This window comes from Pantoea vagans (genome assembly GCF_004792415.1).
In the GTDB taxonomy this organism is placed as follows: domain Bacteria; phylum Pseudomonadota; class Gammaproteobacteria; order Enterobacterales; family Enterobacteriaceae; genus Pantoea; species Pantoea vagans.
The window spans coordinates 2,873,865-2,898,945 of sequence record NZ_CP038853.1; the positions used below are offsets into that span (position 1 = coordinate 2,873,865).

At 57.3% G+C, this 25,081-nt stretch carries 24 protein-coding genes, 3 tRNA genes and 1 other RNA gene; 10 read left to right on the top strand and 18 right to left on the bottom strand.

The window, feature by feature from the left end:
• The first annotated feature begins 67 nt into the window (after positions 1-67).
• The 5 genes from modF to gpmA all read left to right on the top strand — a co-directional run bounded on the left by modF (position 68) and on the right by gpmA (position 5,900).
• Positions 68-1,540, top strand: a complete 1,473-nt coding sequence (modF, locus tag EGO56_RS13545) for a molybdate ABC transporter ATP-binding protein ModF (RefSeq protein ID WP_135909695.1) — start codon at positions 68-70, stop codon at positions 1,538-1,540.
• A gap of 236 nt (positions 1,541-1,776) precedes the next feature.
• Entirely contained in the window at positions 1,777-2,823 is a 1,047-nt protein-coding gene (galT, locus tag EGO56_RS13550; protein WP_135909697.1) for a galactose-1-phosphate uridylyltransferase, read from the top strand.
• The gene (gene galK / locus EGO56_RS13555; RefSeq protein ID WP_013357168.1) at positions 2,820-3,968 is read left to right on the top strand and encodes a galactokinase; all 1,149 of its coding nucleotides are present in this window, start codon (positions 2,820-2,822) and stop codon (positions 3,966-3,968) included. Before galT ends, galK begins: the two co-directional genes overlap by 4 nt.
• Positions 3,962-4,996: a galactose-1-epimerase gene (gene galM / locus EGO56_RS13560; RefSeq protein ID WP_135909699.1), complete on the top strand. Its 1,035-nt coding sequence runs from the start codon at positions 3,962-3,964 to the stop codon at positions 4,994-4,996. The genes galK and galM overlap by 7 nt, the downstream gene beginning before the upstream one ends.
• Before the next feature lie 151 nt (positions 4,997-5,147).
• Positions 5,148-5,900 carry a 2,3-diphosphoglycerate-dependent phosphoglycerate mutase gene (gene gpmA / locus EGO56_RS13565; RefSeq protein ID WP_003851893.1) on the top strand — a complete coding sequence of 251 codons (753 nt, stop codon included), beginning with the start codon at positions 5,148-5,150 and terminating at the stop codon, positions 5,898-5,900.
• A 127-nt stretch (positions 5,901-6,027) separates the two neighbouring features.
• Here gpmA and aroG read toward each other — a convergent pair whose 3' ends face one another.
• A complete protein-coding gene (gene aroG, locus EGO56_RS13570) occupies positions 6,028-7,080 on the bottom strand; it encodes a 3-deoxy-7-phosphoheptulonate synthase AroG (protein WP_033731895.1) in 1,053 nt (350 codons plus the stop codon).
• Between the two features lie 287 nt (positions 7,081-7,367).
• On the opposite strand from aroG, the gene EGO56_RS13575 reads away from it, so the two are divergent.
• From EGO56_RS13575 to zitB, 4 genes are all read left to right on the top strand, one after another.
• Entirely contained in the window at positions 7,368-7,730 is a 363-nt protein-coding gene (locus tag EGO56_RS13575) for a YbgS-like family protein (protein ID WP_167493454.1), read from the top strand.
• 98 nt (positions 7,731-7,828) lie between these two features.
• A complete protein-coding gene (locus tag EGO56_RS13580; protein ID WP_135909701.1) occupies positions 7,829-8,410 on the top strand; it encodes a response regulator transcription factor in 582 nt (193 codons plus the stop codon).
• Positions 8,392-11,478 (top strand): hybrid sensor histidine kinase/response regulator, encoded by a 3,087-nt coding sequence (locus EGO56_RS13585; protein WP_135909703.1) that lies wholly within the window; start codon positions 8,392-8,394, stop codon positions 11,476-11,478. The genes EGO56_RS13580 and EGO56_RS13585 overlap by 19 nt, the downstream gene beginning before the upstream one ends.
• Positions 11,456-12,445, top strand: coding sequence for a CDF family zinc transporter ZitB (zitB, locus tag EGO56_RS13590; RefSeq protein ID WP_135909705.1), 990 nt, complete (start codon positions 11,456-11,458; stop codon positions 12,443-12,445). Before EGO56_RS13585 ends, zitB begins: the two co-directional genes overlap by 23 nt.
• Here zitB and pnuC read toward each other — a convergent pair.
• The 3 genes from pnuC to EGO56_RS13605 all read right to left on the bottom strand — a co-directional run bounded on the left by pnuC (position 12,439) and on the right by EGO56_RS13605 (position 14,906).
• Positions 12,439-13,161, bottom strand: a complete 723-nt coding sequence (pnuC, locus tag EGO56_RS13595; protein WP_013357161.1) for a nicotinamide riboside transporter PnuC — start codon at positions 13,159-13,161, stop codon at positions 12,439-12,441. The genes zitB and pnuC overlap by 7 nt on opposite strands.
• A 23-nt stretch (positions 13,162-13,184) precedes the next feature.
• Positions 13,185-14,246, bottom strand: a complete 1,062-nt coding sequence (nadA, locus tag EGO56_RS13600; protein ID WP_135909707.1) for a quinolinate synthase NadA — start codon at positions 14,244-14,246, stop codon at positions 13,185-13,187.
• 126 nt (positions 14,247-14,372) lie between these two features.
• Positions 14,373-14,906: a methylated-DNA--[protein]-cysteine S-methyltransferase gene (locus EGO56_RS13605; protein ID WP_135909709.1), complete on the bottom strand. Its 534-nt coding sequence runs from the start codon at positions 14,904-14,906 to the stop codon at positions 14,373-14,375.
• 158 nt (positions 14,907-15,064) lie between these two features.
• On the opposite strand from EGO56_RS13605, the gene EGO56_RS13610 reads away from it, so the two are divergent.
• Positions 15,065-16,540: an AlkA N-terminal domain-containing protein gene (locus EGO56_RS13610; protein ID WP_135909711.1), complete on the top strand. Its 1,476-nt coding sequence runs from the start codon at positions 15,065-15,067 to the stop codon at positions 16,538-16,540.
• Between the two features lie 449 nt (positions 16,541-16,989).
• On the opposite strand, the gene EGO56_RS13615 is transcribed toward EGO56_RS13610, so the two are convergent.
• The 14 genes from EGO56_RS13615 to cydB all read right to left on the bottom strand — a co-directional run bounded on the left by EGO56_RS13615 (position 16,990) and on the right by cydB (position 25,081).
• Positions 16,990-17,123, bottom strand: a non-coding RNA gene (locus EGO56_RS13615) — RtT sRNA.
• Between the two features lie 42 nt (positions 17,124-17,165).
• Positions 17,166-17,241: transfer RNA gene (locus EGO56_RS13620), tRNA-Lys, on the bottom strand.
• Between the two features lie 46 nt (positions 17,242-17,287).
• A tRNA-Lys gene (locus tag EGO56_RS13625) sits at positions 17,288-17,363 on the bottom strand.
• A gap of 70 nt (positions 17,364-17,433) precedes the next feature.
• Positions 17,434-17,509, bottom strand: a tRNA-Lys gene (locus EGO56_RS13630).
• 164 nt (positions 17,510-17,673) lie between these two features.
• A complete protein-coding gene (cpoB, locus tag EGO56_RS13635; RefSeq protein ID WP_033782347.1) occupies positions 17,674-18,468 on the bottom strand; it encodes a cell division protein CpoB in 795 nt (264 codons plus the stop codon).
• Between the two features lie 9 nt (positions 18,469-18,477).
• Complete coding sequence (gene pal / locus EGO56_RS13640) at positions 18,478-19,005, bottom strand: peptidoglycan-associated lipoprotein Pal (protein WP_003853135.1); 528 nt, start codon at positions 19,003-19,005, stop codon at positions 18,478-18,480.
• A 51-nt stretch (positions 19,006-19,056) separates the two neighbouring features.
• Complete coding sequence (gene tolB, locus EGO56_RS13645; RefSeq protein WP_013357155.1) at positions 19,057-20,352, bottom strand: Tol-Pal system beta propeller repeat protein TolB; 1,296 nt, start codon at positions 20,350-20,352, stop codon at positions 19,057-19,059.
• 115 nt (positions 20,353-20,467) lie between these two features.
• Positions 20,468-21,793, bottom strand: coding sequence for a cell envelope integrity protein TolA (tolA, locus tag EGO56_RS13650; RefSeq protein WP_098051192.1), 1,326 nt, complete (start codon positions 21,791-21,793; stop codon positions 20,468-20,470).
• Positions 21,794-21,820: 27 nt separating this feature from the next.
• A complete protein-coding gene (tolR, locus tag EGO56_RS13655; RefSeq protein ID WP_013357153.1) occupies positions 21,821-22,249 on the bottom strand; it encodes a colicin uptake protein TolR in 429 nt (142 codons plus the stop codon).
• Between the two features lie 13 nt (positions 22,250-22,262).
• On the bottom strand, positions 22,263-22,949 hold the full coding sequence (tolQ, locus tag EGO56_RS13660; protein ID WP_003853142.1) for a Tol-Pal system protein TolQ: 687 nt from the start codon (positions 22,947-22,949) through the stop codon (positions 22,263-22,265).
• Positions 22,946-23,350 carry a tol-pal system-associated acyl-CoA thioesterase gene (ybgC, locus tag EGO56_RS13665; protein WP_010260759.1) on the bottom strand — a complete coding sequence of 135 codons (405 nt, stop codon included), beginning with the start codon at positions 23,348-23,350 and terminating at the stop codon, positions 22,946-22,948. Before ybgC ends, tolQ begins: the two co-directional genes overlap by 4 nt.
• A 178-nt stretch (positions 23,351-23,528) precedes the next feature.
• Complete coding sequence (gene ybgE / locus EGO56_RS13670) at positions 23,529-23,822, bottom strand: cyd operon protein YbgE (RefSeq protein ID WP_135909713.1); 294 nt, start codon at positions 23,820-23,822, stop codon at positions 23,529-23,531.
• Positions 23,822-23,926, bottom strand: a complete 105-nt coding sequence (gene cydX, locus EGO56_RS13675; RefSeq protein WP_013357150.1) for a cytochrome bd-I oxidase subunit CydX — start codon at positions 23,924-23,926, stop codon at positions 23,822-23,824. Before cydX ends, ybgE begins: the two co-directional genes overlap by 1 nt.
• Before the next feature lie 15 nt (positions 23,927-23,941).
• The gene (gene cydB / locus EGO56_RS13680) at positions 23,942-25,081 is read right to left on the bottom strand and encodes a cytochrome d ubiquinol oxidase subunit II (protein ID WP_135909715.1); all 1,140 of its coding nucleotides are present in this window, start codon (positions 25,079-25,081) and stop codon (positions 23,942-23,944) included.

Here is a 25,081-nt window from a genome sequence, read left to right on the forward strand (position 1 = left end):
GCTGATTTGACATCATTACAGCCAATGGTTACAACTCAGTGACACGATGCAGAAAATGGAACAGATCATGGCTTCATTGCATATTTTGCAAGGCACGTTTCATCTTAGCGATACCCGGATATTGACGCTGAATCAGGTGGAACTACAGCGCGGCGAAAGCTGGGCCTTTGTCGGTGCCAACGGCAGCGGTAAATCCTCCCTGGCGCGCGTGCTCTCCGGTGAACTGCCCCCGCTGGCGGGTTCCGTCAGCAGCGATTTCACAAGGCCGGTCCGTCTGTCGCTGGAGCAGTTACAGACGCTGGTGGCGCAGGAGTGGCAGCGCAACAACACCGATATGCTCAGCGAAGGTGAAGAGGATACCGGACTGACCGTGGCAGAGGTGATTCAGGCGGAAGTGCAGCAGCCCGAGCGCTGTGAACAGCTTGCACAGCAGTTTGGCATCGAGCCGCTGTTATCGCGCCGCTTCAAATATCTCTCAACCGGCGAAACCCGCAAAACCCTGCTTTGCCAGGCCCTGATGAACCAGCCAGATTTGCTGATTCTGGATGAGCCGTTTGACGGACTGGATGTGGCGTCGCGTGCCAGCCTGACCGACACGCTGCGCAATCTGCAGCATCCGGCGTTTACGCTGGTGCTGGTGCTTAATCGCTTTGACGATATTCCCGATTTCGTTCAGCAGGTGGGTGTGCTGGCAGAGTGCACGCTCACTCACAGCGGGCCGCGCCAGACGATTTTAACGGAAGCGCTGGTGGCACAGCTGGCACACAGTGAGCAGCTGATGGGTATGGCGCTGCCCGAAGCGGATGTGCCGGATCAGCTGCCTTCACTGGCGGATGATGCCCCGCGCGTTATCCTGCGCAACGGCACCGTCTCCTACAACGATAAGCCGGTGATTCAGGGGCTGAACTGGCAGGTTAACGCGGGCGAGCACTGGCAGATTATCGGTCCTAACGGCGCCGGAAAATCGACGCTGCTGAGTCTGGTAACCGGCGATCATCCGCAGGGCTACAGCAATGATCTCACCCTGTTTGGCCGTCGTCGCGGCAGTGGCGAAACCATCTGGGATATCAAACAGCATATTGGCTATGTCAGCAGCAGCCTGCACCTCGATTATCGCGTCAGCACCAATGTGCGGACGGTGATCCTGTCGGGTTTCTTCGACTCCATCGGCCTCTATCAGGCGGCGTCCGATCGGCAGAAAGCGCTGGCACAACAGTGGCTGACGCTGCTGGGAATGGATAACCGGCTGGGCGATGCGCCGTTCCACTCGCTCTCATGGGGACAACAGCGGCTGGTACTGATTGCCCGCGCGCTGGTTAAGCATCCGACGCTGCTGATTCTGGACGAGCCACTGCAGGGACTCGACCCGATTAACCGCCAGCTGGTGCGGCGCTTCGTCGATGTGCTGATTGGCGAAGGTCGCACGCAGTTGCTGTTTGTTTCCCATCATGCCGAAGATGCGCCCGCCTGCATCACGCATCGTCTGAGCTTTGTTCCCGATGAGGGCGGCTACGCTTTTCAGCAGGAAACGCTGCGCTAACGCGTTAACAACGCCCCCTCAACGCCGCTATCGCGGCGTTTTACTGTGTCATTGTGTAAGCGTTACCATTCCTCCCCTCCTTTCATCTTCTGAATACGCACACAACGCCACGAAATAAGAATATTCAGCTTGTGTAAACGATACCATTTATCCAGACTTGATCACGCTTTCGGGCGCGCTTATGTGCTACTTTTTACCGATGCCTCTCTGGCTTTTGACGCTTACCAGGATCTCACATGGAAAAATTCAACCCGGTCGATCACCCGCATCGCCGTTACAATCCACTGATTGATCAATGGATTTTAGTTTCACCTCATCGGGCCAAACGTCCGTGGCAGGGCGCGCAGGAAACGCCGGCGGTTAATACCTTACCGTCGCACGATCCGGACTGCTTCCTGTGTGCCGGAAATACCCGCATCACCGGCGACAAAAACCCGGACTATGCTGGCACGTACGTCTTTACCAATGACTTTGCTGCACTGATGACCGACACGCCTGACGCGCCCGAGAGCGACGATATCCTGATGCGCTGTGAAAGCGCACGCGGCACCAGTCGGGTCATCTGCTTCTCGCCCGATCACAGCAAAACGCTGCCGGAGATGTCACTGAGCGCGCTGGAAGAAGTGGTGCGCACCTGGCAGGCGCAGACCGCCGATCTGGGTCAGCACTATCCTTGGGTGCAGGTGTTTGAGAACAAAGGCGCGGCGATGGGCTGCTCTAACCCGCATCCGCACGGTCAGATCTGGGCTAACAGCTTCCTGCCGAATGAAGCGCAGCGCGAAGATGATCATCAGCGCGACTATTTCGCTAAACATGGCTCGCCGATGCTGGTCGATTATCTGGCACGCGAGCAGCAGGATGGCAGCCGCGCCGTGGTGGAAACCGAACACTGGCTGGCCGTGGTGCCGTGGTGGGCCGCCTGGCCGTTTGAAACCCTGCTGCTGCCGAAAGCGCACGTTAAACAGCTGACCGATCTCAGTGAAGCGCAGAGTGCCGATCTGGCGAAAGCCATCAAGCAGCTGACCAGCCGCTACGACAACCTGTTCCAGTGCTCCTTCCCCTACTCCATGGGCTGGCACGGCGCGCCGTTTAACGGCGAAGCCAACGACCACTGGCAGCTGCATGCGCACTTCTATCCGCCGCTGCTGCGCTCAGCAACGGTACGTAAATTTATGGTTGGCTATGAAATGCTGGCCGAAACCCAACGCGATTTAACGGCGGAACAGGCGGCGGAACGTCTGCGTTCTGTCAGCGACGTTCACTTCCGTGAGGCACAACAATGAGCTTAAAAACCATCACGCAGCAGCTTTTCTCTGACACCTTCGGTTACGCCGCCACCCACACTATTCAGGCGCCGGGCCGCGTTAACCTGATTGGCGAGCATACCGACTATAACGATGGCTTCGTGCTGCCGTGCGCCATCGATTACCAGACGGTGATCGCCTGTGCCCGCCGTGACGACCGCCAGATTCGCGTGGTCGCGGCCGATTATGAGAATGCGCAGGACATCTTCTCGCTGGACGAAGAGATTGTCAGCGTGCAGGAACCGATGTGGGCTAACTATGTGCGCGGCGTGGTCAAACATCTGCAGCAGCGCCATGCCGATTTCGGTGGCATCGATATGGTGATCAGCGGCAACGTGCCGCAGGGCGCGGGCCTGAGCTCATCGGCGTCGCTGGAAGTCGCGGTCGGCACCGTGGTGCAGCAGCTTTATAACCTGCCGCTGGATGGCGCGGCCATCGCGGTGAATGGTCAGGAAGCGGAGAACCAGTTCGTTGGCTGTAACTGCGGCATCATGGACCAGCTGATCTCCGCGCTGGGCCAGAAAGATCACGCCATGCTGCTCGACTGCCGCACGCTGGGCACGCGTCCGGTGTCGATGCCGGAAGATATTGCGGTGGTGATCATCAACTCCAACTTCCGTCGCAGCCTGGTCGGCAGCGAATACAATACCCGCCGCGAACAGTGTGAAGCAGGCGCGCGTTTCTTCAGCAAGAAGGCGCTGCGTGACGTTGAACTGACCGAGTTTGAAGCGGCGCAGGCGCAGCTCGACCCGCAGGTGGCAAAACGCGTGCGTCACGTCCTGACCGAGAACGCCCGTACGCTGGAAGCGGCCGATGCGCTGACTCAGGGCGACCTGACCCGAATGGGCCAGCTGATGGCCGAATCACACGCCTCGATGCGTGACGATTTTGAAATCACCGTGCCGCCGATCGATACTCTGGTTGAGATCGTGAAAGCGCAGATCGGTGAACGCGGCGGCGTCCGTATGACCGGCGGCGGCTTTGGTGGCTGCATCGTGGCACTCATGCCGCTGGATCTGGTCGATCAGGTGAAAGCCGCCGTTGCTGAGCAGTATGAAGCCGCGACTGGCATCAAAGAGACCTTCTATGTCTGCAAAGCCTCTGAAGGAGCGGGCCAATGCTGAATGACGTCAACTCCCATGCGCCCGACGGTCAGCCGTGGCGCATAACGGTACTGCGCAATGCCAACGGCATGCTGGCGACCTTTATGGACTGGGGCGCAACCTGGCTTTCAGCCCGCATCCCGATGCAGGATGGCAGCGTGCGTGAAGCGCTGCTTGGCTGCGCCACGCCGTCTGACTATCAGCATCAGGATGCCTATCTGGGTGCCACGGTGGGCCGTTACGCCAACCGCATCGCCGGAGCAAAGCTCAATAAGCTGAACCGTCAGCTGGTGCCCAACCAGGGTGCCCATCAGCTGCATGGCGGGCCGGAAGGCTTTGATAAACGCCGCTGGCAGATTGTCAGCCAGTCCGACAGCGAGGTGCACTACCGCATCGATTCGCCGGATGGCGATCAGGGCTATCCGGGCAATCTGATTGCCGACCTGCACTATCAGCTGGATGACCAGAACTGCCTGAGCATCCGCTATGAAGCGCGCTGCGACCAGCCCTGCCCGGTCAATCTGACTAACCATGCCTACTTTAACCTTGATGCGCATCATGGCGACGCCCGCCAGCATCGCTTACAACTGCACGCCGACCAGTATCTGCCGGTCGACAGCGAAGGGATTCCGAATGCGCCGCTGAAAGCCGTCGCCGATACCAGTTTCGATTTCCGCAACGCCAAAGTCGTGGCGCAGGATTTCCTGGCAGACGACGACCAGCGGGCGGTGAAGGGTTATGACCATGCGTTTCTGCTCAACAGTGCAGGCGACGAAAGTCAGCCTGCGGCGGAACTCTGGTCGGAAGATGGCAGGTTACAGCTCAGCGTGACCACCTCGGCACCGGCACTGCAGTTCTACACCGGCAACTACCTGGCCGGCACGCGTGCCCGTGAGCAGGCGAGCTATACTGCATTCCAGGGCATTGCGCTGGAGAGTGAATTTTTACCGGATTCGCCTAATCATGCTGAGTGGCCTCAGCCGGATTGCTGGCTGCAGCCGGGAGATCGCTGGGAATCCGTGACGCGGTATCGCTTCACGCCACGCTGAGCCTCCGGCTGAAAAACGCGCAGTGCGTCACACACAGGCTTACGCGCTGCCCGCTTTTCCGTTATGGTATGGCGCAATCAGCTCGTGTTTCAGGCGGGCAGCAGCAGGTTTCCAATCTCACAGAAACATCACAGTATTAAGGAGTTAAGCTATGGCTGTAACTAAGCTGGTTCTGGTGCGACACGGCGAAAGCCAGTGGAACAACGAAAACCGCTTTACCGGTTGGTATGATGTTGACCTTTCTGAGAAAGGTCGTGGCGAAGCCAAATCAGCAGGTCAGCTGCTGAAGAAAGAGGGCTTTGTTTTTGATTTCGCTTACACCTCCGTACTGAAGCGTGCGATTCACACGCTGTGGAATGTGCTGGATGAGCTGGATCAGGCCTGGCTGCCGGTTGAGAAAACCTGGCGTCTGAACGAGCGTCACTACGGTGCGCTGCAGGGTCTGGATAAAGCTGAAACGGCCGCCAAATATGGCGACGAGCAGGTTAAGCAGTGGCGTCGCGGCTTTGCCGTAACCCCACCAGAGCTGGATCGTTCAGATGAGCGCTTCCCGGGCCATGACCCGCGTTACGCGAAACTGACCCCGGAGCAGCTGCCAACGACCGAAAGCCTGGCGCTGACCATCGACCGCGTTATCCCTTACTGGAACGACACCATTCTGCCGCGCATCAAAAGCGGTGAGAAAGTGATCATTGCTGCACACGGCAACTCACTGCGTGCGCTGGTGAAATATCTGGATAACCTGAGCGAAGATGAAATCCTCGAGCTGAACATCCCTACCGGCGTTCCGCTGGTGTATGAGTTCGATGAAAACTTCAAACCGCTGAAACGCTACTACCTGGGCGACCAGGACGAGATTGCTGCGAAAGCTGCCGCCGTTGCGAATCAGGGTAAAGCGAAGTAATTTCTCGCTGACATGCAAAAAGGCCAGACGAAAGTCTGGCCTTTTTTATTGGGCTGCGCCGCCTGAAAAACAGCGCTTAGTGCTTAGCAGCACAGAGAATCAGGGCAGCCTTTGTCACTCGTCTCAATCAACCGCGGCGCTGTTTAACCGCTGCCGCCAGCTGACGCAGCACTTTGTCGGTATCTTCCCAGCCGATACAGGCGTCGGTGACGCTTTTGCCATAGACCAGCGGCTCGCCGCTCTCCAGGCTCTGGTTGCCTTCTACCAGATGACTCTCAATCATCACACCGACAATCGCCTGCTCACCGTTGATCAGCTGCTGTGAAACATCGTCTGCCACAACCATCTGACGCTGGAACTGCTTGCTGCTGTTGGCATGGCTGAAATCGATCATCACCTGCTGTGGCAGACCCGCTTTCGCCAGACCCGCTTTAACATCGGCGACATGCTGCGCACTGTAGTTCGGCTCTTTGCCGCCGCGCAGGATGATGTGGCAGTCACCGTTGCCGCTGGTTTCCACAATCGCGGAGTGACCATACTTGGTTACTGACAGGAAACAGTGCGGGGAGCCCGCTGCGTTGATCGCATCAATCGCCACCTTGATCGTGCCATCGGTGCCGTTTTTAAAGCCGACCGGACAGGAAAGACCGGATGCCAGCTCGCGGTGAACCTGAGATTCCGTAGTACGCGCACCAATCGCGCCCCAGCTCATCAGGTCTGCCACATACTGCGGGGTAATCATATCCAGAAACTCGCCCGCCGCCGGTAAACCGCTGTCATTAATCTCCAGCAGCAGCTTACGCGCCAGACGCAGACCGTCGTTGAGCTGGTAGCTGTTATCCATATACGGGTCGTTAATCAGCCCTTTCCAGCCCACCGTCGTGCGCGGCTTTTCAAAATAGACCCGCATGACCACTTCCAGCTCGCCTTTCAGCTCATCACGCAGGGCCAGCAGGCGGCTTGCATACTCTTTCGCCGCGTCAGTGTCATGAATTGAACAGGGTCCAATCACCACCAGCAGACGATCGTCCTTGCCCTGCAGGATCTGATGAATCGCCTGACGGGCCTGTGAAACGGTCTGTGCAGCACGATCGGTCGCCGGGAATTTTTCGAGCAGCGCAACCGGAGGCAACAGCTCTTTAATCTCTTTGATGCGTAAATCATCGTTCTGGTAATTCATACTGATTCCATATTATTTCTTGCCCGGCGCCCGCCGGACACATCCTGTCCAATGTAGCCCGAAGCGCCAGGGGTGTAAATTCCCGCTGCGGGTTAAATGTGCGGGTCATATTTGCATTAATCAGGTTAGCGACTAGACTTTTTAATGGTAAGCACTGAGGAATGTCCCGCTTACCTTATTTAATTACCCTGTTTAAGCCAACTGGCGAATTTTATTTCGTCAGGGATTTCTTTACCCGAAATTGCACCTCTGGGCTTAAAGCCTCTTCATTTATTAACGGGAGCATAATGATGAAAAAGTTTGCCTTAATATTTTTGACAGCAGCAATGACACTGAGCAGCGGCGCGGCACTGGCTGAGGGCAGCAACAACGGTACAGCGAATCAGGCAGCCAGTGCAGGCGCTGTAGCGCCTGGAGCAAAAGAAAATCTGCCACCGAATAATGTCGATAACAGCAAAATTAATAACACCGGCACGAACACCAATCCGGCAACCTCTGGCAGCACCACCAGCAATGGTAATTTGTCTGCTAACGAAATTGACCAGAACAGCCAGTGTAAAGATGGCAAATGTCCGAACGTGAATAAAAAAGTTCAGACTAAAGTGGGCGGCGGTGACGTAAACACGAAAACCGACGGCACTTCACAGTAATTCTGTTTAGCCTGGAGAGCTGCGGCTCTCCGGGTTTTTCTCCCCTCAGCCCCACTCTTCCGCTATGCTAATCCTGTGAAATTTACAGGAAATCCTTCATGGCCGTTTTGCTTTTGATTGACGATCATCCGCTGGTTGAAGTGGCACTTGAAGCTGCCCTGAGCCAGTCGCCCATACCCGTTAAGCTCCTTTCTGCCAGCAGTGAAAAAGCCGCCCGCCCCTTACTTGAGGAGCAACCGGACATAATTGTGCTGGATATCGGCCTGCCGGATAGCGACGGACTGGAGTTCCTGCGTCGCCTGAAGATCCATCGCCCCGAATGCCCGGTACTCATCTACTCCGCGCAGCAGACCCGCCACTACGTGCGTCGCGCTCAGGCGCTGGGTGCCGCCGGTTACGTGGTAAAGAGTCAGCGCATGACGCAGTTGCTCAGCGCCATTCTGGCGGTGCTGGGCGGTCAGACAGCCTTTCCGGTGATGGATGATGAGCCCGAGCTGCCGCTGACCCAGAAGGAGCGTCAGATTCTGGCGCTGCTGGCCGGTGGGTTATCCAATCTGCAAATCGCGGCTCAGCTGCACATCAGTAACAAAACGGTCAGTACTCATAAAAAGAACATTCTGGAAAAAACCGGTGCCCGCTCAGTGGTGGAACTGGCTGATCTGTGGAAAGCCCAGCAGTGAGAATTATTCTGCTGATCCTGCTGTTCTGGTGCGGCACCGCCCTGGCTGAGGTGCGACCGGTGAGCAGCGTGAATCTGCCGATGATGCTGCCGGTGACCCATGCGGAAATCATGCAGGGCAGGATCCTGCGCGTCGGCCTGCTGGAAGAGAACCACGCGCCCTGGGCGATGCGTATCGGCAACGACCTCTATGGTATCAACGCCGACTATCTTTCCGCGCTGCGACAGCTGACCGGCGCGCAGTTCACGCTCAACCTTTACAGCGATCAGCCGCATCTGATGCAGGCCCTGACCAGCGGCCAGATCGATTTTGCGCTGGGCATGTGGGTCACGCCGCTGCCACCCGGCACCCTGAGCAGCGATAACTGGTTCAGCAGTCCGCTGCGGGTCTACCGCAATCAGCAAAACCAGCGTGCCGTAATGTTCAACAGCCAGAATGCCTCGCTTGCAATCAGCGACAGCACGCTGGCTCAGCTGCCGCCTGCGCTGGCAGCCCGCCACAGCTGGCGACGCTACAGCAGCGACCTGCAGGCGCTCTATACCCTGCTTAATCAGCAGAATGACTATGTGGTGGCGGATGAAACCAGCGCCGGCTTTCTGCTAAGCCAGCTGCAACAGGGCCAGATTTATCAGATCGCCTCCCACATCGAGGCCGGCCAGCTGAACCTGCGTGCGGTGGCACGCGATCCTCAACTTATCAACTGGATAAATCAGAGCCTGCGTCAGCTGCCTGCAGAACTGATGAACACGCTACAGGCGCGCTGGAGCAGCAGCCTGCCGCGCTATCAGGACACCCAGACCCTGATGCTCAGCCCCGCTGAGCGCGCCTGGATTGCCGATCATCCGCGTATTACCTACACCGCCGAACCGGACAACTATCCCTGGAGTTATCGCGATGCCAGCGGAACCGCCCGGGGCTATGGCGTGGATTTGCTGAAAGCGATTGCGCAGAGCACCGGATTAGAGTTTGAGCCAGTGTGGGTCAGCAATCCCCGTCAGGCCAGCACGCTGATTCAGCAAAAGCAGGCAATGCTGCAGCTGATGCAGCCGCTGAATGGCGATGCGATGCAGAGCACGTCACTGCCGGTGTGGCGCGCGCTGTGGGGCATCTACAGCGTCCAGTCCGATACGCTGGCGCACTGGCGCGACCTGCACGGCAAGCGGATCGGCGTGTTGCAGGATGACCTGGCGCTGCGTCTGCTGCCTGCGGATCTGCAGCCACAGCTGTTTGCCGACCGTAATAGCCTCTATGACGCGCTGGCAAAGGGGCAGATCGACGCGTTGGTCGATAACGTGCTCTCCGCCCGCTGGCGTATCGCCAGCCGCGATGATGCCCGTATTCACCTCGCCTTTGCCGCCAGCGACATCGCCTGGCCGATTGCGCTGGGCGTCACGCCGGACCAGCCAGTGCTGCGCACCCTGCTGGATCGCGCGCTAAAGCAGATTCCGGCCGATACCCAGAGCCAGATGCGTGATAGCTGGTCAACGCCGCCGCAGCCCGGCAGCGTGATGGTAATGCGTTCGCTGCCGATGGTAGTGCTGGCAGTAGCCGGTGCAGCCATTGTGCTGCTGCTGTTACTGCTGGCGCGCCGCTACTGGCAGCAGCGCCGGGAACGTCAGCAGCGTGAGCAGGCGGAACATGCCAATGCGATGAAAAGCCAGTTCCTGGCGACGGTCAGCCATGAGCTGCGCACGCCGATGCAGGCGATCCTGGGTCTGCTGGAGCTGGAGAAGCAACAGCACAGCAGCCAGAATCTTTCACTGCTGCACAGCAGCGCACAATCGCTGCTGACCCTGCTGAATGACCTGCAGGATCATGCGCGCATCGAGAGTAACAGTTTTACCCTGGCACCCCGTCCGCTGGCGCTGGCGCAGTGGCTCTATCAACAGCAGCATTTTTATCATCCACTGATGCGCGCTGATGGCCCGCGTCTGATCGTCGAGGCACTGACGCCGCTGCCTGACACCGTGCTGATCGATGCCGACCGCCTGCAGCAGGTGGTCAATAACCTGATGACCAATGCGCTGAAATTTACCCGTCACGGCGCGATTCGTCTGACCCTGGCCGCAAAGCAGCAGCTGGTTCTGACGGTGAGCGACAGCGGCAGCGGGATTCCGCCGGAGGAACAGCAGAAGCTGTTTGATCCGTGGTATCAGGCGCCGTCCGGAAAATCCGTTTCGGTGCAGGGCAGCGGGCTGGGACTGTTTATCTGCCGGGAAATGGTGTTGCGGATGGGCGGCGACATCCGGCTCACCTCTGAACCTGGTCACGGCACTCAGGTCACCGTAACGCTGCCGCTGGAGATCTGCGCGCCGCTAAGCCATGCGGATGAGACGTCCCTGCCCGGCTTTCCTCAGCTTAGGGTGGCGATTGTCGATGACCATCCAGCCAATCTGCTGGTGATGCAGCAGCAGCTGGCGCGCTTTGCGATTCAGGCTGACACCTTCGAACAGGGACGCGCGCTGCTGCAGGCCGACGCAAAGCAGCCTTATGATCTATTGTTTATCGACCAGATGATGCCGCGCCCTGACGGTACGCTGCTGCTGCGGATATTGCGGCGGCGTGACCGCCAGCGTGGACGTCAGGCGATGCGGGTGCTCTGCTCGGCGGACGCGCAGTTGCTGTCACGGCCGCCTGAGGCGGGCGAGCGGGTGCTGATTAAACCGGTGCAGTTAGCCGATCTCAGCGCGCTGCTGGCGGAATGGCAGCAGGCGTGGCAGGAAGATCCGCTGGCGACACTGGATGACAATCTGTGGCAGCTGGCGCAGCAGAATGACAAATTCCTCAGCCGTCTGAGCCAGACGCTGCACAGTACGGTGACACAGGACCTGGCTGTGATGCGTGAGGCACACGAACGCGCAGACTGGACGCAGTTCGCCGAAGCAGCACACCGGATGAAAGGAAGCTGCCTGCTGGCAGGGCTGGAGCATGGCGCGCAGCTCAGCCAGCAGCTGACGGAGCAGGTTAAACAGCATCAGGACACGTCTGAGACGTGGCAATTACTGATATTATTCGTAAACAGGTTACTGAAAAAACTGGAAAATTATGGCACATACCCACACTCATAGCGGGCAGGATAGTAATCGCACGCGTCTGGCGGCCGCCTTCGGGGTGACCGTCGTCTTCATGGTTGCTGAAGTGATTGGCGGCTGGCTCTCGGGTTCACTGGCGCTGCTGGCGGACGCCGGGCATATGCTGACCGATGCTGCAGCACTGCTGATGGCCTTGCTGGCGGTGCAGTTCTCGCGCCGTAAACCTAATGCACGTCACACCTTTGGCCTGCTGCGCCTGACTACGCTGGCCGCATTTGTTAACGCCATCGCACTGCTGGGCATTACCGCGCTCATCGTCTGGGAAGCGGTGCGCCGCTTTGCCGATCCGCAGCCGGTCACGGGCGGCCTGATGCTGGGGATCGCAGTTGGCGGCCTGCTGGCCAATATTCTGTCGTTCTGGCTGCTGCACCACGGCAGCGGAGAGAAGAACCTCAACGTGCGCGCCGCTGCGCTGCATGTCATGGGTGACCTGCTGGGTTCGGTGGGCGCGATTGTGGCGGCGGTAATCATCCTGCTGACCGGCTGGACGCCAATTGACCCGATTCTGTCACTGCTGGTCTCCCTGCTGGTGCTGCGCAGCGCCTGGGCGCTGCTGCGTGAAAGTCTGCAGGAGTTACTGGAAGGGGCACCGCATTCACTGGATGTGAACCGGCTGATACGGGATCTGACGCTGAACATCGCCGAAGTGCGCAATGTCCACCATGTGCATTTGTGGCAGGTCGGCGAAAAGCCGCTGCTGACACTGCATGCGCAGGTGATCCCGCCTTACGATCACGATGCGCTGCTGCATCGTATTCACGACTACCTGCGCCAGAACTACCAGATTGAGCATGCGACGGTGCAGATGGAATATCAGCCCTGTGCCGGCGCCGAGTGTGAACTCGGCTTAAGCAGCGCGGCTGCTTCCCGCCATGATCACAGTCATTCTCACGACCCTGATCATGACCACGCTCACGCTAAAGGCGAAGCGCACACTCACTGAGCCGACAGCGCGCGGGAACCCTGTTGCCGCGCGCTGCGGATCCACATACGCGATCCGTTCAGCGCAATCAGTGTCAGGATCACATACTCCAGCGACATCGCATAGACGCCCTGACGGGCGAAAATCATCACGCTAATCACATTGATGATGACCCACAGCAGCCAGTTCTCAACATATTTGCGCGTCATCAGCACCATCGCCGCAATCGACAACACCATCATGCAGGAATCCCAGAACGGGAAGGCATCCGGCTGCAACGCGGGCATCGCCACCGACAGGCCAATACCGTTCATCAGCGTCACCGCTGCACGGGTTAACAGCGCAAACACCGGGTCGATATAAAGCGTCATCAGCGCAATGGCGATTACACAACCCGCCGCCCAGGCGAGCGCTTTGGGCAGTGGCAGCCAGCGGATTTTCAGCTCGGCCTGATGATCGGCGGTCTGACGGCTCCAGGCGTACCAGCCATAGATATTGGCGGCAAAGAAGAAGAGCTGCAGCAGGAGGCTGGCATAGAGCTGGATCTGAAAGAAGATCACCGCAAACAGCGTCACGTTGATCAGGCCGAACGGATAGTTGATGATTTTTTCCAGGCTGGCAAACCAGATACAGAGTAAGCCCGCCAGCGTGCCGATGGCTTCAATCCATGAGAGATCGTAGCCTCCGGCACCCAGAGGAATGTGAACCAGAATATTATGTGTGCTGAAGAAGTCCATGCTGAGCACCTGTCCGGGAACGCTTAGGCGTTGCCCTTCACGTTGAGTTTAAGTTCCGCTGCAAAGGATAGCATGCGATTTAGCGGCAGTAACGCCGCCTCTCGCAGCGTCTCATCCACCTGAATCTCATGTTCCGCGCCGCCCGTCTCCAGCGCCTCTGCGATAGCTTTAAGGCCGTTCATCGCCATCCACGGACAGTGTGCACAGCTGCGGCAGGTTGCGCCCTCGCCCGCGGTCGGCGCTTCCAGCAGCTCTTTATCCGGCACCATTTGCTGCATTTTGTAGAAGATGCCGCGGTCGGTCGCCACAATCATCTGTGGATGTGGCAGGGATTTCGCCGCCTGAATAAGCTGGCTGGTCGAGCCAACGGCATCTGCCAGATCGACAATCGCCTGCGGTGACTCAGGATGCACCAGCACCGCCGCATCGGGATAGAGCGCTTTCATACGCTGCAGCGCCTGGGTTTTAAACTCGTCATGCACAATGCAGGCGCCCTGCCAGCACAGCACGTCCGCACCCGACTTCTGAGTGACGTAGCGGCCCAGATGACGATCCGGTGCCCAGATGATCTTTTCGCCCAGGCTATCGAGATGCTCGATCAGCTCAACCGCAATGCTGGAGGTCACTACCCAGTCGGCCCGCGCTTTGACCGCCGCTGAGGTATTGGCATAGACCACGACGGTGCGATCGGGATGGGCATCACAGAAGGCGTTAAACTCTTCAATCGGGCAGCCGAGATCCAGTGAGCACTCCGCCTGCAGCGTCGGCATCAGCACGGTTTTTTCAGGGCTGAGGATTTTGGCGGTTTCGCCCATAAAGCGCACGCCTGCCACCAGCAGCGTGGTAGCTGAATGATTGCTGCCGAAACGCGCCATCTCCAGCGAGTCAGAGACGCAGCCGCCGGTCTCTTCCGCCAGCGCCTGGATTTCCGGATCGGTATAGTAGTGCGCCACCATCACCGCGTTACGCGCCAACAGCTGCGCTTTGATTTTCTCACGGTAAAACGCCTTCTCGTCGTCACTCAAACGAGCAGGTTTAGGCGGAAAAGGGTAAACGGCGCTTTCAGGATCGAACATCACACTCATGACACAGCTCTCGTTTTATCTAATTAACGAAAATCGCCAGTAAAGGCGAATAATGGCGTTCAATCCACCATCGTGTTTTATATGCTAAACACGATAGCGGAAAAGCCAGACTGTGTCGTGGGATTTTTAGTCTGCCTGTATCTCTAACTGGAGCGGCTCTGAAGCTGCTTTGTCGATAAGCGACTGCGGCGCTTCCAGCGCCAGCAGGAAAGCTTTGATGTCCAGCCCGCCTGCAAAGCCGGTCAGCTTGCCGTTAGCACCAATCACGCGGTGGCATGGCGCAACAATGGAGAGTGGATTACGACCATTGGCCGCGCCGACCGCCCGTACTGCCTGCGGATGACCGATCTCTCTGGCAATCTGGCTGTAGCTGCGCGTTTCACCAAACGGAATCGCCACCAGCGCCTGCCAGACTTTTTTCTGAAAGTCGGTGCCGACCATGTCGAGCGGCAGCTCAAAGCAGCGACGCTCACCGGTAAAGTATTCGCTGAGCTGTCGCTCAGTTTCGATCAGAATGGGATGATCGTCATTGCGCGTCTGCGGCAAAAATCGGGTGCGCTTCGGATCGTCGTTTTCCCACAAGATGCCCGCCAGGCCACTGTCGCTGGCGACCAGTTTCAGCTCGCCCACCGGAGTAACTATCGGTTTGAAGTAGTACATGGTGATTCTCCCGTCACGGTTCCGTCATCCAGTATCGCACTTTTTTTGCCCCTGACTGGCTGTTTCCGGTCATGGCGTTAAACTGTTTTGCTGTCCGAAAACAGCTAGTCTGACGGATCCAGCCGGTATAGGCTGTCCCTATTTGCCGGAGAAATGCCATGCTCGATCCCGAAATTGCCTACCAGGCACTGACCTCTCGTGATACCCGTTTTGACGGCGTTTTCTTTGTGGGCGTGACGTCAACCGGTATCTATTGCCGTCCGGTCTGCCCGGTTAAAGCCCCCATGCAGAAGAACTGCCTTTTCTTCAGCAGCGCTGAGGCGGCGGAAAAAGCGCGCTTTCGCCCCTGCCTGCGCTGTCGGCCAGAACTGGCACCCGGCAATGCGCCGGTTGATCAGCCGCATCGCGTTGCCGAGCGGCTGATTCAGCGCATTGAGGAAGGCATGCTGGAGGAGCGCGAAGGCCTGGAAGCAATTGCTGCGGAATTCGGCCTCAGCCTGCGTCAGCTGCGCCGTATCGTGCAGCATGAACTCGGCGTTTCGCCGCTGGAGCTGAAGCAGACGCGGCGAATGCTGCTGGCAAAACAGCTGCTGACAGAAACTCAGCTGCCGGTCACGGAAGTCGCCTACGCCAGCGGTTTCAGCAGCCTGCGCCGGTTTAATGATGTGTTCCAGGCGCGCTACCGCATGACACCGAGCGCGCTGCGCCGGGATGACACCGGCACTAAGCGTGCGCAGCCCGGCGACCGCGTGACGCTGCGGCTGACCTATCGCCCCCCCTATGACTGGGCGGCAATGCTCTGGTTTTTGCAGACGCACCTGATGAAGGAGGTCGAAGCGGTGGAAGATGGCAGCTGGCGACGCACTGTGGCGTTGGGTCGCTGCCGGGGCTGGGTCAGCGTTTCCCATATGCCGCAGAAGAACGCCTTGCAGGTGACGCTCTCAACGTCCCTGACGCCAGTGCTGCCTCTGCTGCTGCGCCGTCTGCGTGACCTGTTCGATCTCGATGCGCAGCCACAGCGTATCGCCGCCTGCCTGGCCCAGGATCCGCTGCTGGCACCCAGCCTGATCGCACATCCCGGTCTGCGCGTGCCTGGCGCATTCGACGCCTTTGAGCTGGGCGTGCGCGCCATTATCGGCCAGCAGGTAACCGTCAAAGCGGCCACCACGGTCAGCAGCCGTTTTGCCGCCGCCTTCGGTGAACCCTGCGAGACGCCTTTTGCCGATCTTACCCGTTACACCGCGCTTCCTGAACGCATCGCCGGACTGACGGTGGACGATGTCGCACCGATGGGCATTGTCAGCGCCGCGCGCTCCCGCGCCATCATCGCTTTTGCCAGCGCCTGCGCCAGCGGTGACCTGCGTCTCAGCGCCGCTCAGCAGCCTGACGAGGTAATAAAAAAGCTGGTCAGCCTGCCGGGCATTGGTCCCTGGACGGCGCATTATATCGCTATGCGCGCCCTGCGCTGGCCGGATGCCTTTCCCAAGGAAGATATTGCCATCCGTAATAACCTGGGCGGCATGTCATCGAAAGAAGCGGAAGCGCGTTCGCAATCCTGGCGTCCCTGGCGCAGCTATGCGGTGATGCATATCTGGGAAAGCCTGGCAGTGGCGAAGGTGAAGAAAAAGGCGTGACGGCGGGTGTGGGGATTCAGGTTGGCACCTTGAGCGTCAAAGTCGCTGTTCCGGAAATGAAAAAATCGGCATCAGCCGCTTTCAAACAGCCAGGAAAGCCGCATCAAACTACTCTCACAGCAACACAGATGCTCAACGCGCAGGGAACACGGTCAGAAAAGGAAAGCGTCCCGCGCCTGGGACAAAAACGCCGGGAGCGTTTTTGAACAACGCGAAGCGTTGGCCCGGCTACGGGCGCACCTCATGGATGAGGTGCGTAATCGCGCGGGCCGAGCAGGTCATGGATGACGGCTTTTGCGTCTTTCCGATCTGACCGTGTTCTCTGCGCAGGCTCCATCTCAACGCGGCAACGACAAACTTTATCGCCAACCTCAAATGCCAGAGGCACTGTACTTTTAAGTAGATACCGCAGAAACGAAAAAAGCGCCTTAAAGGCGCTTCATTCTAATTGGTGGGTCGTGCAGGATTGCCTCGGCCCTTCCAGGGCCTCGCCCTCCGGGTGATGCTGAAGCATCAGCCTGAATCGCCGGGCGATTCAGTCGAACCTGCTGCAGGTTCTCACCCTGCACGGTGAATACCGTACCCTGAAAACGAAAAAAGCGCCCAAAGGGCGCTTCATTCTAATTGGTGGGTCGTGCAGGATTCGAACCTGCGACCAATTGATTAAAAGTCAACTGCTCTACCAACTGAGCTAACGACCCGCTGGAGCCTTACAACCGTTCAGCGCGCCAGGCGGCTGAGATAAGATGGTGGGTCGTGCAGGATTCGAACCTGCGACCAATTGATTAAAAGTCAACTGCTCTACCAACTGAGCTAACGACCCATCTTAGGTTGTGAAGCAATGCTGAAGTGTTCTTCTTAAAACAGCGCTGTAACAGCGCGTCTGAAGGAGATGGTGGGTCGTGCAGGATTCGAACCTGCGACCAATTGATTAAAAGTCAACTGCTCTACCAACTGAGCTAACGACCCATCTTCAGGCTTACCAGACACTTTGCAATGTGTCCCGGCAACGGCGGCATATATTACTGATTTAGCGGGGTAGCGCAACTCTTATTTCTGCTAAATGCTTCAGTTGCTTACCTTTCATACGGCAAGACCAGAAATCACACGATATCTGGTCTGAACCGGACAAATTACAGGCTTGCCAGACGTTTCTGCGCCTGTTTAGCAGATTCGGTGTCTGGATAAAGTTTGATCACCTGCTGGAAGACCGCTTTGGCTTTCGCCGTGTCTTTCTTCTCCTGCATGATGACACCCACTTTCAGCAACGCTTCTGCAGCTTTCGGTGACTTCGGATAGTTCTTCACCACCGTGGCGTAATAATACGCCGCGTCGTCCTTTTTGCCTTTGTTGTAGTTCAGCTGACCCAGCCAGTAATTCGCATTCGGCTGATAGGTCGAATCCGGGTAACGTTTTACCCACGCCTGAAGCGCACTGATCGCCTGGTCATACTGTTTCTTCTCCAGAATCAGCGCCACAGCCGCATTGTAATCGCTGTTAGCGTCACCGGTCTGCGCAGGTGCGCTCTCCGTGGATGCTGCCGCGCCTGCGGTGGCTGCTGCGCCGGTATCTGCTGCGGCATCGCTGCCGGCTGCCTGTTGCCCGCCGCTGCTGCTGGCGCTGCTCAGGCTGTCAATCTGCTGGTAAAGCTGCTTCTGCCGCTCAACCACCTGATTCAACTGATACGAGTTTTGCTGGATTTGCCCACGCAGCGCATCGATATCACGCTGGTTATCGCTCATCTGCTGCTGCAGTTGCTGCATCAGTTGTGCCTGGGCATTAGAGATTCGTTCGAGAGTGGTGACACGGTCTTCGACCGAGCCGGAGCCAACGCTACTGATTGACGCTTGGGCATTAGCGGCCCAGGGGGCCGCTACGCCAATCAGTAACGACAGACTCAACAGATGACGTCTGAAGTTACTAACCATGTGATTCTCTTAGTAGACCAGTACGGCACGACGGTTTTTAGAATACGCTGCTTCGTCATGACCCAGAACGGCTGGCTTCTCTTTACCGTAAGAAACGATAGACATCTGATCAGCCGACACGCCTTTACCCTGCAGGTACATTTTAACGGCGTTAGCACGACGTTCGCCCAGGGCGATGTTGTATTCCGGCGTACCGCGCTCATCCGCGTGACCTTCGATGGTCACTTTGTAGGATGGGTTGCTGCGCAGGAAGGTCGCGTGCTGATCCAGCATCTGTGCATAATCAGACTGAACGTCATACTTGTCCAGGCCGAAGTACACGATGTTGTTCTGCTGCAGCTGCTGCATCTGCAGACGAGCCTGCTCGTCAGAAGACATGTTGCCGCCGTTACCGTTCATGCCAGAGTTTGCACCGTAAGCGCCATCAGCGCCCATGCCAGTCTGGTCATTGTTGTTGTTTTTGTGTGAGCTACAAGCCGCTACTGCCAGAACCGGCAGAGCCAGCATCAAACCCTTCAGCACTTTGTTCAGTTGCATTTCAAAAATCCCATTATTGTTTATTGTTTGCGATGTCTGAACTGTCAGACATTACAGATACGGCGACCAGGCAGGAAATTTGACCTGTCCATCAGTTGCCGGAAGACGCGCTTTGAAACGACCGTCGGTTGAAACCAACTGCAGCACGGAACCCATCCCCTGAGTAGAGCTATAGATTACCATTGTGCCGTTTGGTGCCAGGCTCGGCGTTTCATCCAGGAACGTGTCCGTTAACGTTTGAACGGCTCCCGTTTCCAGATCCTGTTTGGCGACGTGTTGAGCACCACCGCTGGTGCTAATCATCACCATAGATTTACCATCTGTTGCGACATCCGCATCCTGGTTCTGACCACCTTCCCAGGTAATACGCTGTGGCGTGCCGCCATTCAGACCGACTTTATAGATCTGAGGCGCACCCGCCTGATCCGAGGTATAAGCCAGCGTCTGGCTGTCCGGGAACCAGGTCGGTTCAGTGCTGTTATAGCGACCATCTGTCACCTGACGCGTCTGACCTGACGCCAGATCCATCACATAGAGGTTCAGGCTGCCGGTTTTAGAGAGCGCGAAAGCGAGCTTAGAGCCATCTGGCGAAAACGCCGGTGCACCGTTATGACGTGGATAAGAGGCGACCTGACGGATAGCACCGTTAGACAGCGTCTGAACCACCAGCGCAGATTTGCCGCTTTCAAAGGTCACGTAGGCAACTTTGCTGCCATCCGGAGACCAGGCTGGCGACATCAGTGGCTGTGGTGAACGATGTACCACGAACTGGTTGTAACCATCGTAGTCAGCGACGCGCAGCTCATACGGGAACTGACCGCCGTTGGTCTGCACGACATAGGCGATGCGGGTACGGAAAGCACCTTTAATGCCGGTCAGCTTCTGGAACGTCTCATCACTGGCCGTGTGGGCAGCATAACGCAGCCACTGTTTAGTCACTTTATACGAGTTCTGTGCCAGTACGGTACCTGGCGCACCGCCGGTATCCACCAGCTGGTAAGAGACCTGATAGCTGCCATCCGGGTTAGAAGCGACCTGACCGACGACAACGGCATCAATACCGAGCGCGCTCCATGCGGCAGGCTGAACTTCCTGCGCGCTGGCAGGCTGCTGTGGCAGACGCGAGCGATCCAGTGGATTAAATTTGCCACTGTTGCGCAGGTCAGCCGCTACGATGCCGCCGACATCTTCCGGCGCGGCACCCGCACCCGCCCATTTAAACGGCACCACGCCAATCGGGCGCGCAGTGTTGACACCCTGGGTGATCTCAATTCGAACTTCTGCATGCAGCATGGCTGCCCACAGCAGGATAAAAAAGCCTAACGTAACGCGAAGAGCTTGCTTCATTTTATCTCCCTTATCTGAACCTCAGTCCACGATAATTGGCACTGTTCCTGGAAACCACGAGTACAACTTAAGTACGGCAAGCTAAACATAGAACAACTTGCCGCCCGTTACTGCATTATTGCGGTTTAAAACGCATTGGGGCGTTTTTAAACACTTCGTAGACCGCCTGCGAAGGCGGCTTCGGAATGCGTGCCTGTTTAGCGGCAGCAATCGCAGCCTGACAGAGCGCAGGATCGCCACCCTCTGACTTAACATCGATTAACAAGCCATCAGGCGCAAGTTTAATCCGCAAATCACAGGTTTTTCCGCGATACAGATCGGCATCGTAGAATCGGCTCTGAATCGCACTGACAACCTGCCCCATATAGGAGTTGATTTCCGCGCCTGATGCGCCCGCTTTCTTCTGGTTTCCCTGCCCTGCTGCGCCACCGGAGGTGCCACTTTTCGGTGCATTTTTGCCGGAAGCGAGTCCACCCAGTAAATCATCGACATCGCTGTCATTGGCGGCATCCGCTGCGGCTTTCGCTTTCGCATCTGCTTTGGCCTTAGCAGCAGCATCCGCTTTTGCTTTGGCTGCCGCATCGGCTTTGGCTTTTGCCGCAGCATCGGCTTTCGCCTTCGCAGCCGCTTCTGCCTTTTCTTTAGCCGCTTCTTTAGCGGCCTCAGCTTTCTCTTTCGCCGCTTCTGCAGCTTTCTCTTTCGCTGCCTCGGCTGCTTTTTCTTTGGCTTCAGCGGCTTTCTCTTTCGCCTCTTCGGCCGCTTTAGCTTTTGCCTCCGCCGCCGCTTTCACTTTGGCTTCGGCTGCCGCTTTGGCATCCGCTTCAGACTTTGCTTTGGCTTCCGCAACGGCTTTCTCTTTTGCCGCCGCGGCAGCCGCAGCTTTCGCCTGCTGGTCAGCCTGCTTCTTTGCGTCGGCTGCGGCCTGCTTCGCCTGCTCGGCGGCGGCTTTTGCCTGTGCATCCGCCTCGGCTTTTGCATCTGCTTTCGCTTTGGCTGCCGCCGCTTCAGCGGTTTTTTGCTGTTCCTGAGCCTGTTTAGCAGCATCGATGGCCGCTTTCTGCTGCTCAGCCTGCTGTTTAGCCTCTTCTTTCGCGGTTTCCTGCGCGGCTAAACGCTCTTTCTCCAGCGCTTTCAGACGCTGCTGTTCAGCAGCCTGCTTCTGTTGCAGCTCTTCAGCCTGCTGCTGCGCCTGCTTTTTACGCTGCTGCTCAGCCCGCTGGCTGTCGCTCTGCTGGTTCTGCTGACGATTATATTGACTCACGACGGCACCGGGATCGACCATCACTGCATCGATATCGCTGCCGCCACCACCCGCACTGCTGGGGTCAACGTGCTCATTAAACGAGCTCCAAATCAGCAGCGCGATCAGCACGATATGCAGAATCACCGAAATGATTATCGCGCGCTTTAACTTCTCGTTTTGCTCGGTTGCCTTCGACACACTCGGTTCCCAAAAAACGGTTCGATTTTAAATCGGCTGCGTCATCAAACCGACAGATTTAACACCCGCCTGGTGCAGCAGGTTGAGCGCTTTAATAATTTCATCGTAAGGCACCTCTTTCGCGCCCCCGATCAAAAAGACCGTCTTAGGATTCGCTTCCAGTCGACGCTGCGCTTCGCTGATTACCTGCTCAGGCGGGAGTTGGTCCATGCGATCGTGATCCACGACCAGGCTGTACTGCCCCACGCCCGCCACTTCAACAATTACCGGCGGATTATCATCGCTGGAAACCGTTTTGGAGTCGGTCGCATCAGGCAGATCCACTTCCACGCTCTGGGTAATAATGGGTGCCGTTGCCATGAAGATCAGCAACAGCACCAGCAGGACGTCCAGTAGCGGAACGATGTTGATTTCCGACTTCAGGTCGCGGCTTTTGCGACCACGTACTCTGGCCATCATTAACCTCTATTTACTTAGCGCTATCGCTGGAGAAAGCCTGGCGATGCAGGATGGCAGTGAACTCTTCCATAAAGTTGTCGTAGCCCTGCTCCAGTTTGTTCACGCGCTGGTTCAGACGGTTGTACGCCATGACCGCCGGAATCGCGGCAAACAGACCGATAGCGGTCGCAATCAGTGCTTCAGCGATACCCGGTGCCACCATCTGCAGCGTCGCCTGCTTCACCGCGCCCAGCGCGATAAAGGCGTGCATAATTCCCCAGACGGTACCGAACAGCCCGATGTAAGGACTGATAGAGCCGACGGTGCCGAGGAATGGAATGTGGTTTTCCAGTGCTTCCAGCTCACGGTTCATTGAGATGCGCATAGCACGACTCGCCCCGTCAATGACCGCTTCCGGCGCATGATTATTGGCGCGATGCAGGCGGGCAAATTCTTTGAAGCCGGAATAGAAAATCTGCTCCGAGCCACCCAGTTCTTCCCGGCGCTCCTGGCTCTCCTGATACAGGCGCGAGAGTTCGATACCGGACCAGAATTTGTCTTCAAACGCCTCCGCTTCTCTTCCCGCCGCATTCAGAATACGTGTACGCTGAATAATGATGGCCCAGGAGGCAATAGAAAAGCCGATCAAAATCAACATGATAAGTTTGACCAGAAGGCTCGCCTTCAGGAACAAATCAAGAATGTTCATGTCAGTCACTGCTTGAACTCCGCGACAATAGACTTGGGAAGCGCAATCGGCTTCATCAGATGTGGGTTAATGCAGGCAATCAGGACTTCTGCCTCATTGAGCACTTTGCCTTCAGTATTCACGATACGCTGCGTGAACGTCATGGTTGCCCGTGTCATTGAGGTGACCTCACTCTGGATCTCCAGAAGGTCATCAAGACGCGCCGCCGCCAGATAGTCCACCGATATGCGCCGTACCACAAAAGCGATCTGCTGTTCTAACAGCGTCTGCTGATTGAAATGGTGCTGTCGCAACATTTCGGTACGTGCTCGTTCATAAAAAGCGATATAGCTGGCGTGATAAACCACACCACCGGCATCAGTATCTTCGTAGTAGACCCGAACCGGCCAGCGAAACAGCGTTGTACTCACTCTACATCCCGGCCTCGTTTTAAACGTTGCTACTATACGCAAGAGAATTGGGGTTGGGAATGGGTCGCCAGAGCCAGGCGAAAATAATTATCGCTCCGTAACAAACGGAACGATTTCAGAGAGATTTATTGACCAGATGCTGACAAATATTCACTGACAGCGCGGGTGAGGCGGGGGATTAAAGGTAAAAACGGTAAAGCGCAATCACTAACACCAGCAGAGCCGGTAACGGCGTAAACAGCGCCTGCCATCGGGTTTTCCGTGGCCGGAAACCCACACCATGAATGACGCAGCAGCAGACCGCCCAGATCAGCACCAGCCCCTGCAGAGCAGGAAGCTGGCCCGCCTGATTGGCAAAACGGGTCGGATCCCACATCACGCCGCCCGCCGTCAGCAGCGCCAGCAGCAGTGAGAGGGCCCGTAACGGGCCCTTATCCATCAGATCATAGAGCATCCGAACTGCCGTGCGCATCAGTGAGTCTCATCCTGCGCTTCAACGTGTTCAATCGCCAGCGCGGTCACGATACCAAAGGCACAGGCCAGCAACGTGCCGAGAATCCAGGCAAAATACCACATGCGACATCTCCTTTATTAATAGAGTGAGTGACTGTTGCTTTCAATCTGCTCTTTGGTAATACGGCCAAACATCTTCCAGTAGCACCAGGTGGTGTAAATCAGAATGATTGGGACAAAGATAGCGGCGGCCACGGTCATGGTTTGCAGCGTCAGCAGACTGGACGTGGCGTCCCACATGGTCAGGCTGATTCCCGGCACGGTGCTGGATGGCATGATGAACGGAAACATCGCAATGCCGGCGGTCATGATGACGCAGGCCAGCGTCAGTGATGAGAACAGGAACGCCCAGGCGCCCTTCTCAACCCGCGAGCAGAGTACGGTCAGCAGCGGCAGTACCGAACCGAGCAGCGGGAACAGCCACAGTACAGGATGGTTCTGGAAGTTGACCATCCAGGCACCCGCTTCGCGCACGACGGTTTTTCCCAGTGGGTTCGAGGCGGCAAAGTGATCCATTGTGCTGGTCACCACATAACCATCGATACCGTATTTCACCCAGACACCCGCCAGGATGAAGCAGACCATCATCACCAGCGCGGCAAGTTGTGCAGCGGTACGCGAACGCAGATGCAGTTCGCCAGTGGTGCGCATCTGCAGGTAGGTTGCGCCCTGTGCCAGAATCATCGCCACACTGACCACACCCGCCAGCAGGCCAAACGGATTCAGCAGCTGGAAGAAGTTGCCGGTATAGAACAGGCGCAGATACGCATCGGCATGGAACGGCACGCCCTGTAACAGGTTGCCAAAGGCCACGCCAATCACCAGCGGTGGCACGAAGCTGCCAATGAAAATGCCCCAGTCCCAGGCACCGCGCCAGCGGTTATCTTCAATCTTCGAGCGGTAATCGAAACCGACCGGACGGAAGAACAGTGATGCGAGCACCAGAATCATCGCCACATAGAAGCCGGAGAAGGCCGCCGCGTAGACCATTGGCCAGGCGGCAAACAGTGCGCCACCCGCGGTGATCAGCCAGACCTGGTTACCGTCCCAGTGCGGGGCGATACTGTTAATCATGATGCGACGTTCAGTATCGGTGCGGCCCAGAATGCGTGTCAGCATCCCGACGCCCATATCAAAACCATCTGCGACAGCAAAGCCAATCAGCAGCACGCCAATCAGCAGCCACCAGACAAAGCGCAGAACTTCATAATCAAACAT

Bases quoted from the DNA above. Each gene is read 5' to 3' on its own strand.
- modF (WP_135909695.1), top strand. From the start codon at position 68: ATGGCTTCATTGCATATTTTGCAAGGCACGTTTCATCTTAGCGATACC.
- galT (WP_135909697.1), top strand. From the start codon at position 1,777: ATGGAAAAATTCAACCCGGTCGATCACCCGCATCGCCGTTACAATCCA.
- galK (WP_013357168.1), top strand. From the start codon at position 2,820: ATGAGCTTAAAAACCATCACGCAGCAGCTTTTCTCTGACACCTTCGGT.
- galM (WP_135909699.1), top strand. From the start codon at position 3,962: ATGCTGAATGACGTCAACTCCCATGCGCCCGACGGTCAGCCGTGGCGC.
- gpmA (WP_003851893.1), top strand. From the start codon at position 5,148: ATGGCTGTAACTAAGCTGGTTCTGGTGCGACACGGCGAAAGCCAGTGG.
- aroG (WP_033731895.1), bottom strand. From the start codon at position 7,080: ATGAATTACCAGAACGATGATTTACGCATCAAAGAGATTAAAGAGCTG.
- EGO56_RS13575 (WP_167493454.1), top strand. From the start codon at position 7,368: ATGATGAAAAAGTTTGCCTTAATATTTTTGACAGCAGCAATGACACTG.
- EGO56_RS13580 (WP_135909701.1), top strand. From the start codon at position 7,829: ATGGCCGTTTTGCTTTTGATTGACGATCATCCGCTGGTTGAAGTGGCA.
- zitB (WP_135909705.1), top strand. From the start codon at position 11,456: ATGGCACATACCCACACTCATAGCGGGCAGGATAGTAATCGCACGCGT.
- pnuC (WP_013357161.1), bottom strand. From the start codon at position 13,161: ATGGACTTCTTCAGCACACATAATATTCTGGTTCACATTCCTCTGGGT.
- nadA (WP_135909707.1), bottom strand. From the start codon at position 14,246: ATGAGTGTGATGTTCGATCCTGAAAGCGCCGTTTACCCTTTTCCGCCT.
- EGO56_RS13605 (WP_135909709.1), bottom strand. From the start codon at position 14,906: ATGTACTACTTCAAACCGATAGTTACTCCGGTGGGCGAGCTGAAACTG.
- EGO56_RS13610 (WP_135909711.1), top strand. From the start codon at position 15,065: ATGCTCGATCCCGAAATTGCCTACCAGGCACTGACCTCTCGTGATACC.
- cpoB (WP_033782347.1), bottom strand. From the start codon at position 18,468: ATGGTTAGTAACTTCAGACGTCATCTGTTGAGTCTGTCGTTACTGATT.
- pal (WP_003853135.1), bottom strand. From the start codon at position 19,005: ATGCAACTGAACAAAGTGCTGAAGGGTTTGATGCTGGCTCTGCCGGTT.
- tolB (WP_013357155.1), bottom strand. From the start codon at position 20,352: ATGAAGCAAGCTCTTCGCGTTACGTTAGGCTTTTTTATCCTGCTGTGG.
- tolR (WP_013357153.1), bottom strand. From the start codon at position 22,249: ATGGCCAGAGTACGTGGTCGCAAAAGCCGCGACCTGAAGTCGGAAATC.
- ybgE (WP_135909713.1), bottom strand. From the start codon at position 23,822: ATGCGCACGGCAGTTCGGATGCTCTATGATCTGATGGATAAGGGCCCG.
- cydX (WP_013357150.1), bottom strand. From the start codon at position 23,926: ATGTGGTATTTTGCCTGGATTCTCGGCACGTTGCTGGCCTGTGCCTTT.
- cydB (WP_135909715.1), bottom strand. From the start codon at position 25,081: ATGTTTGATTATGAAGTTCTGCGCTTTGTCTGGTGGCTGCTGATTGGC.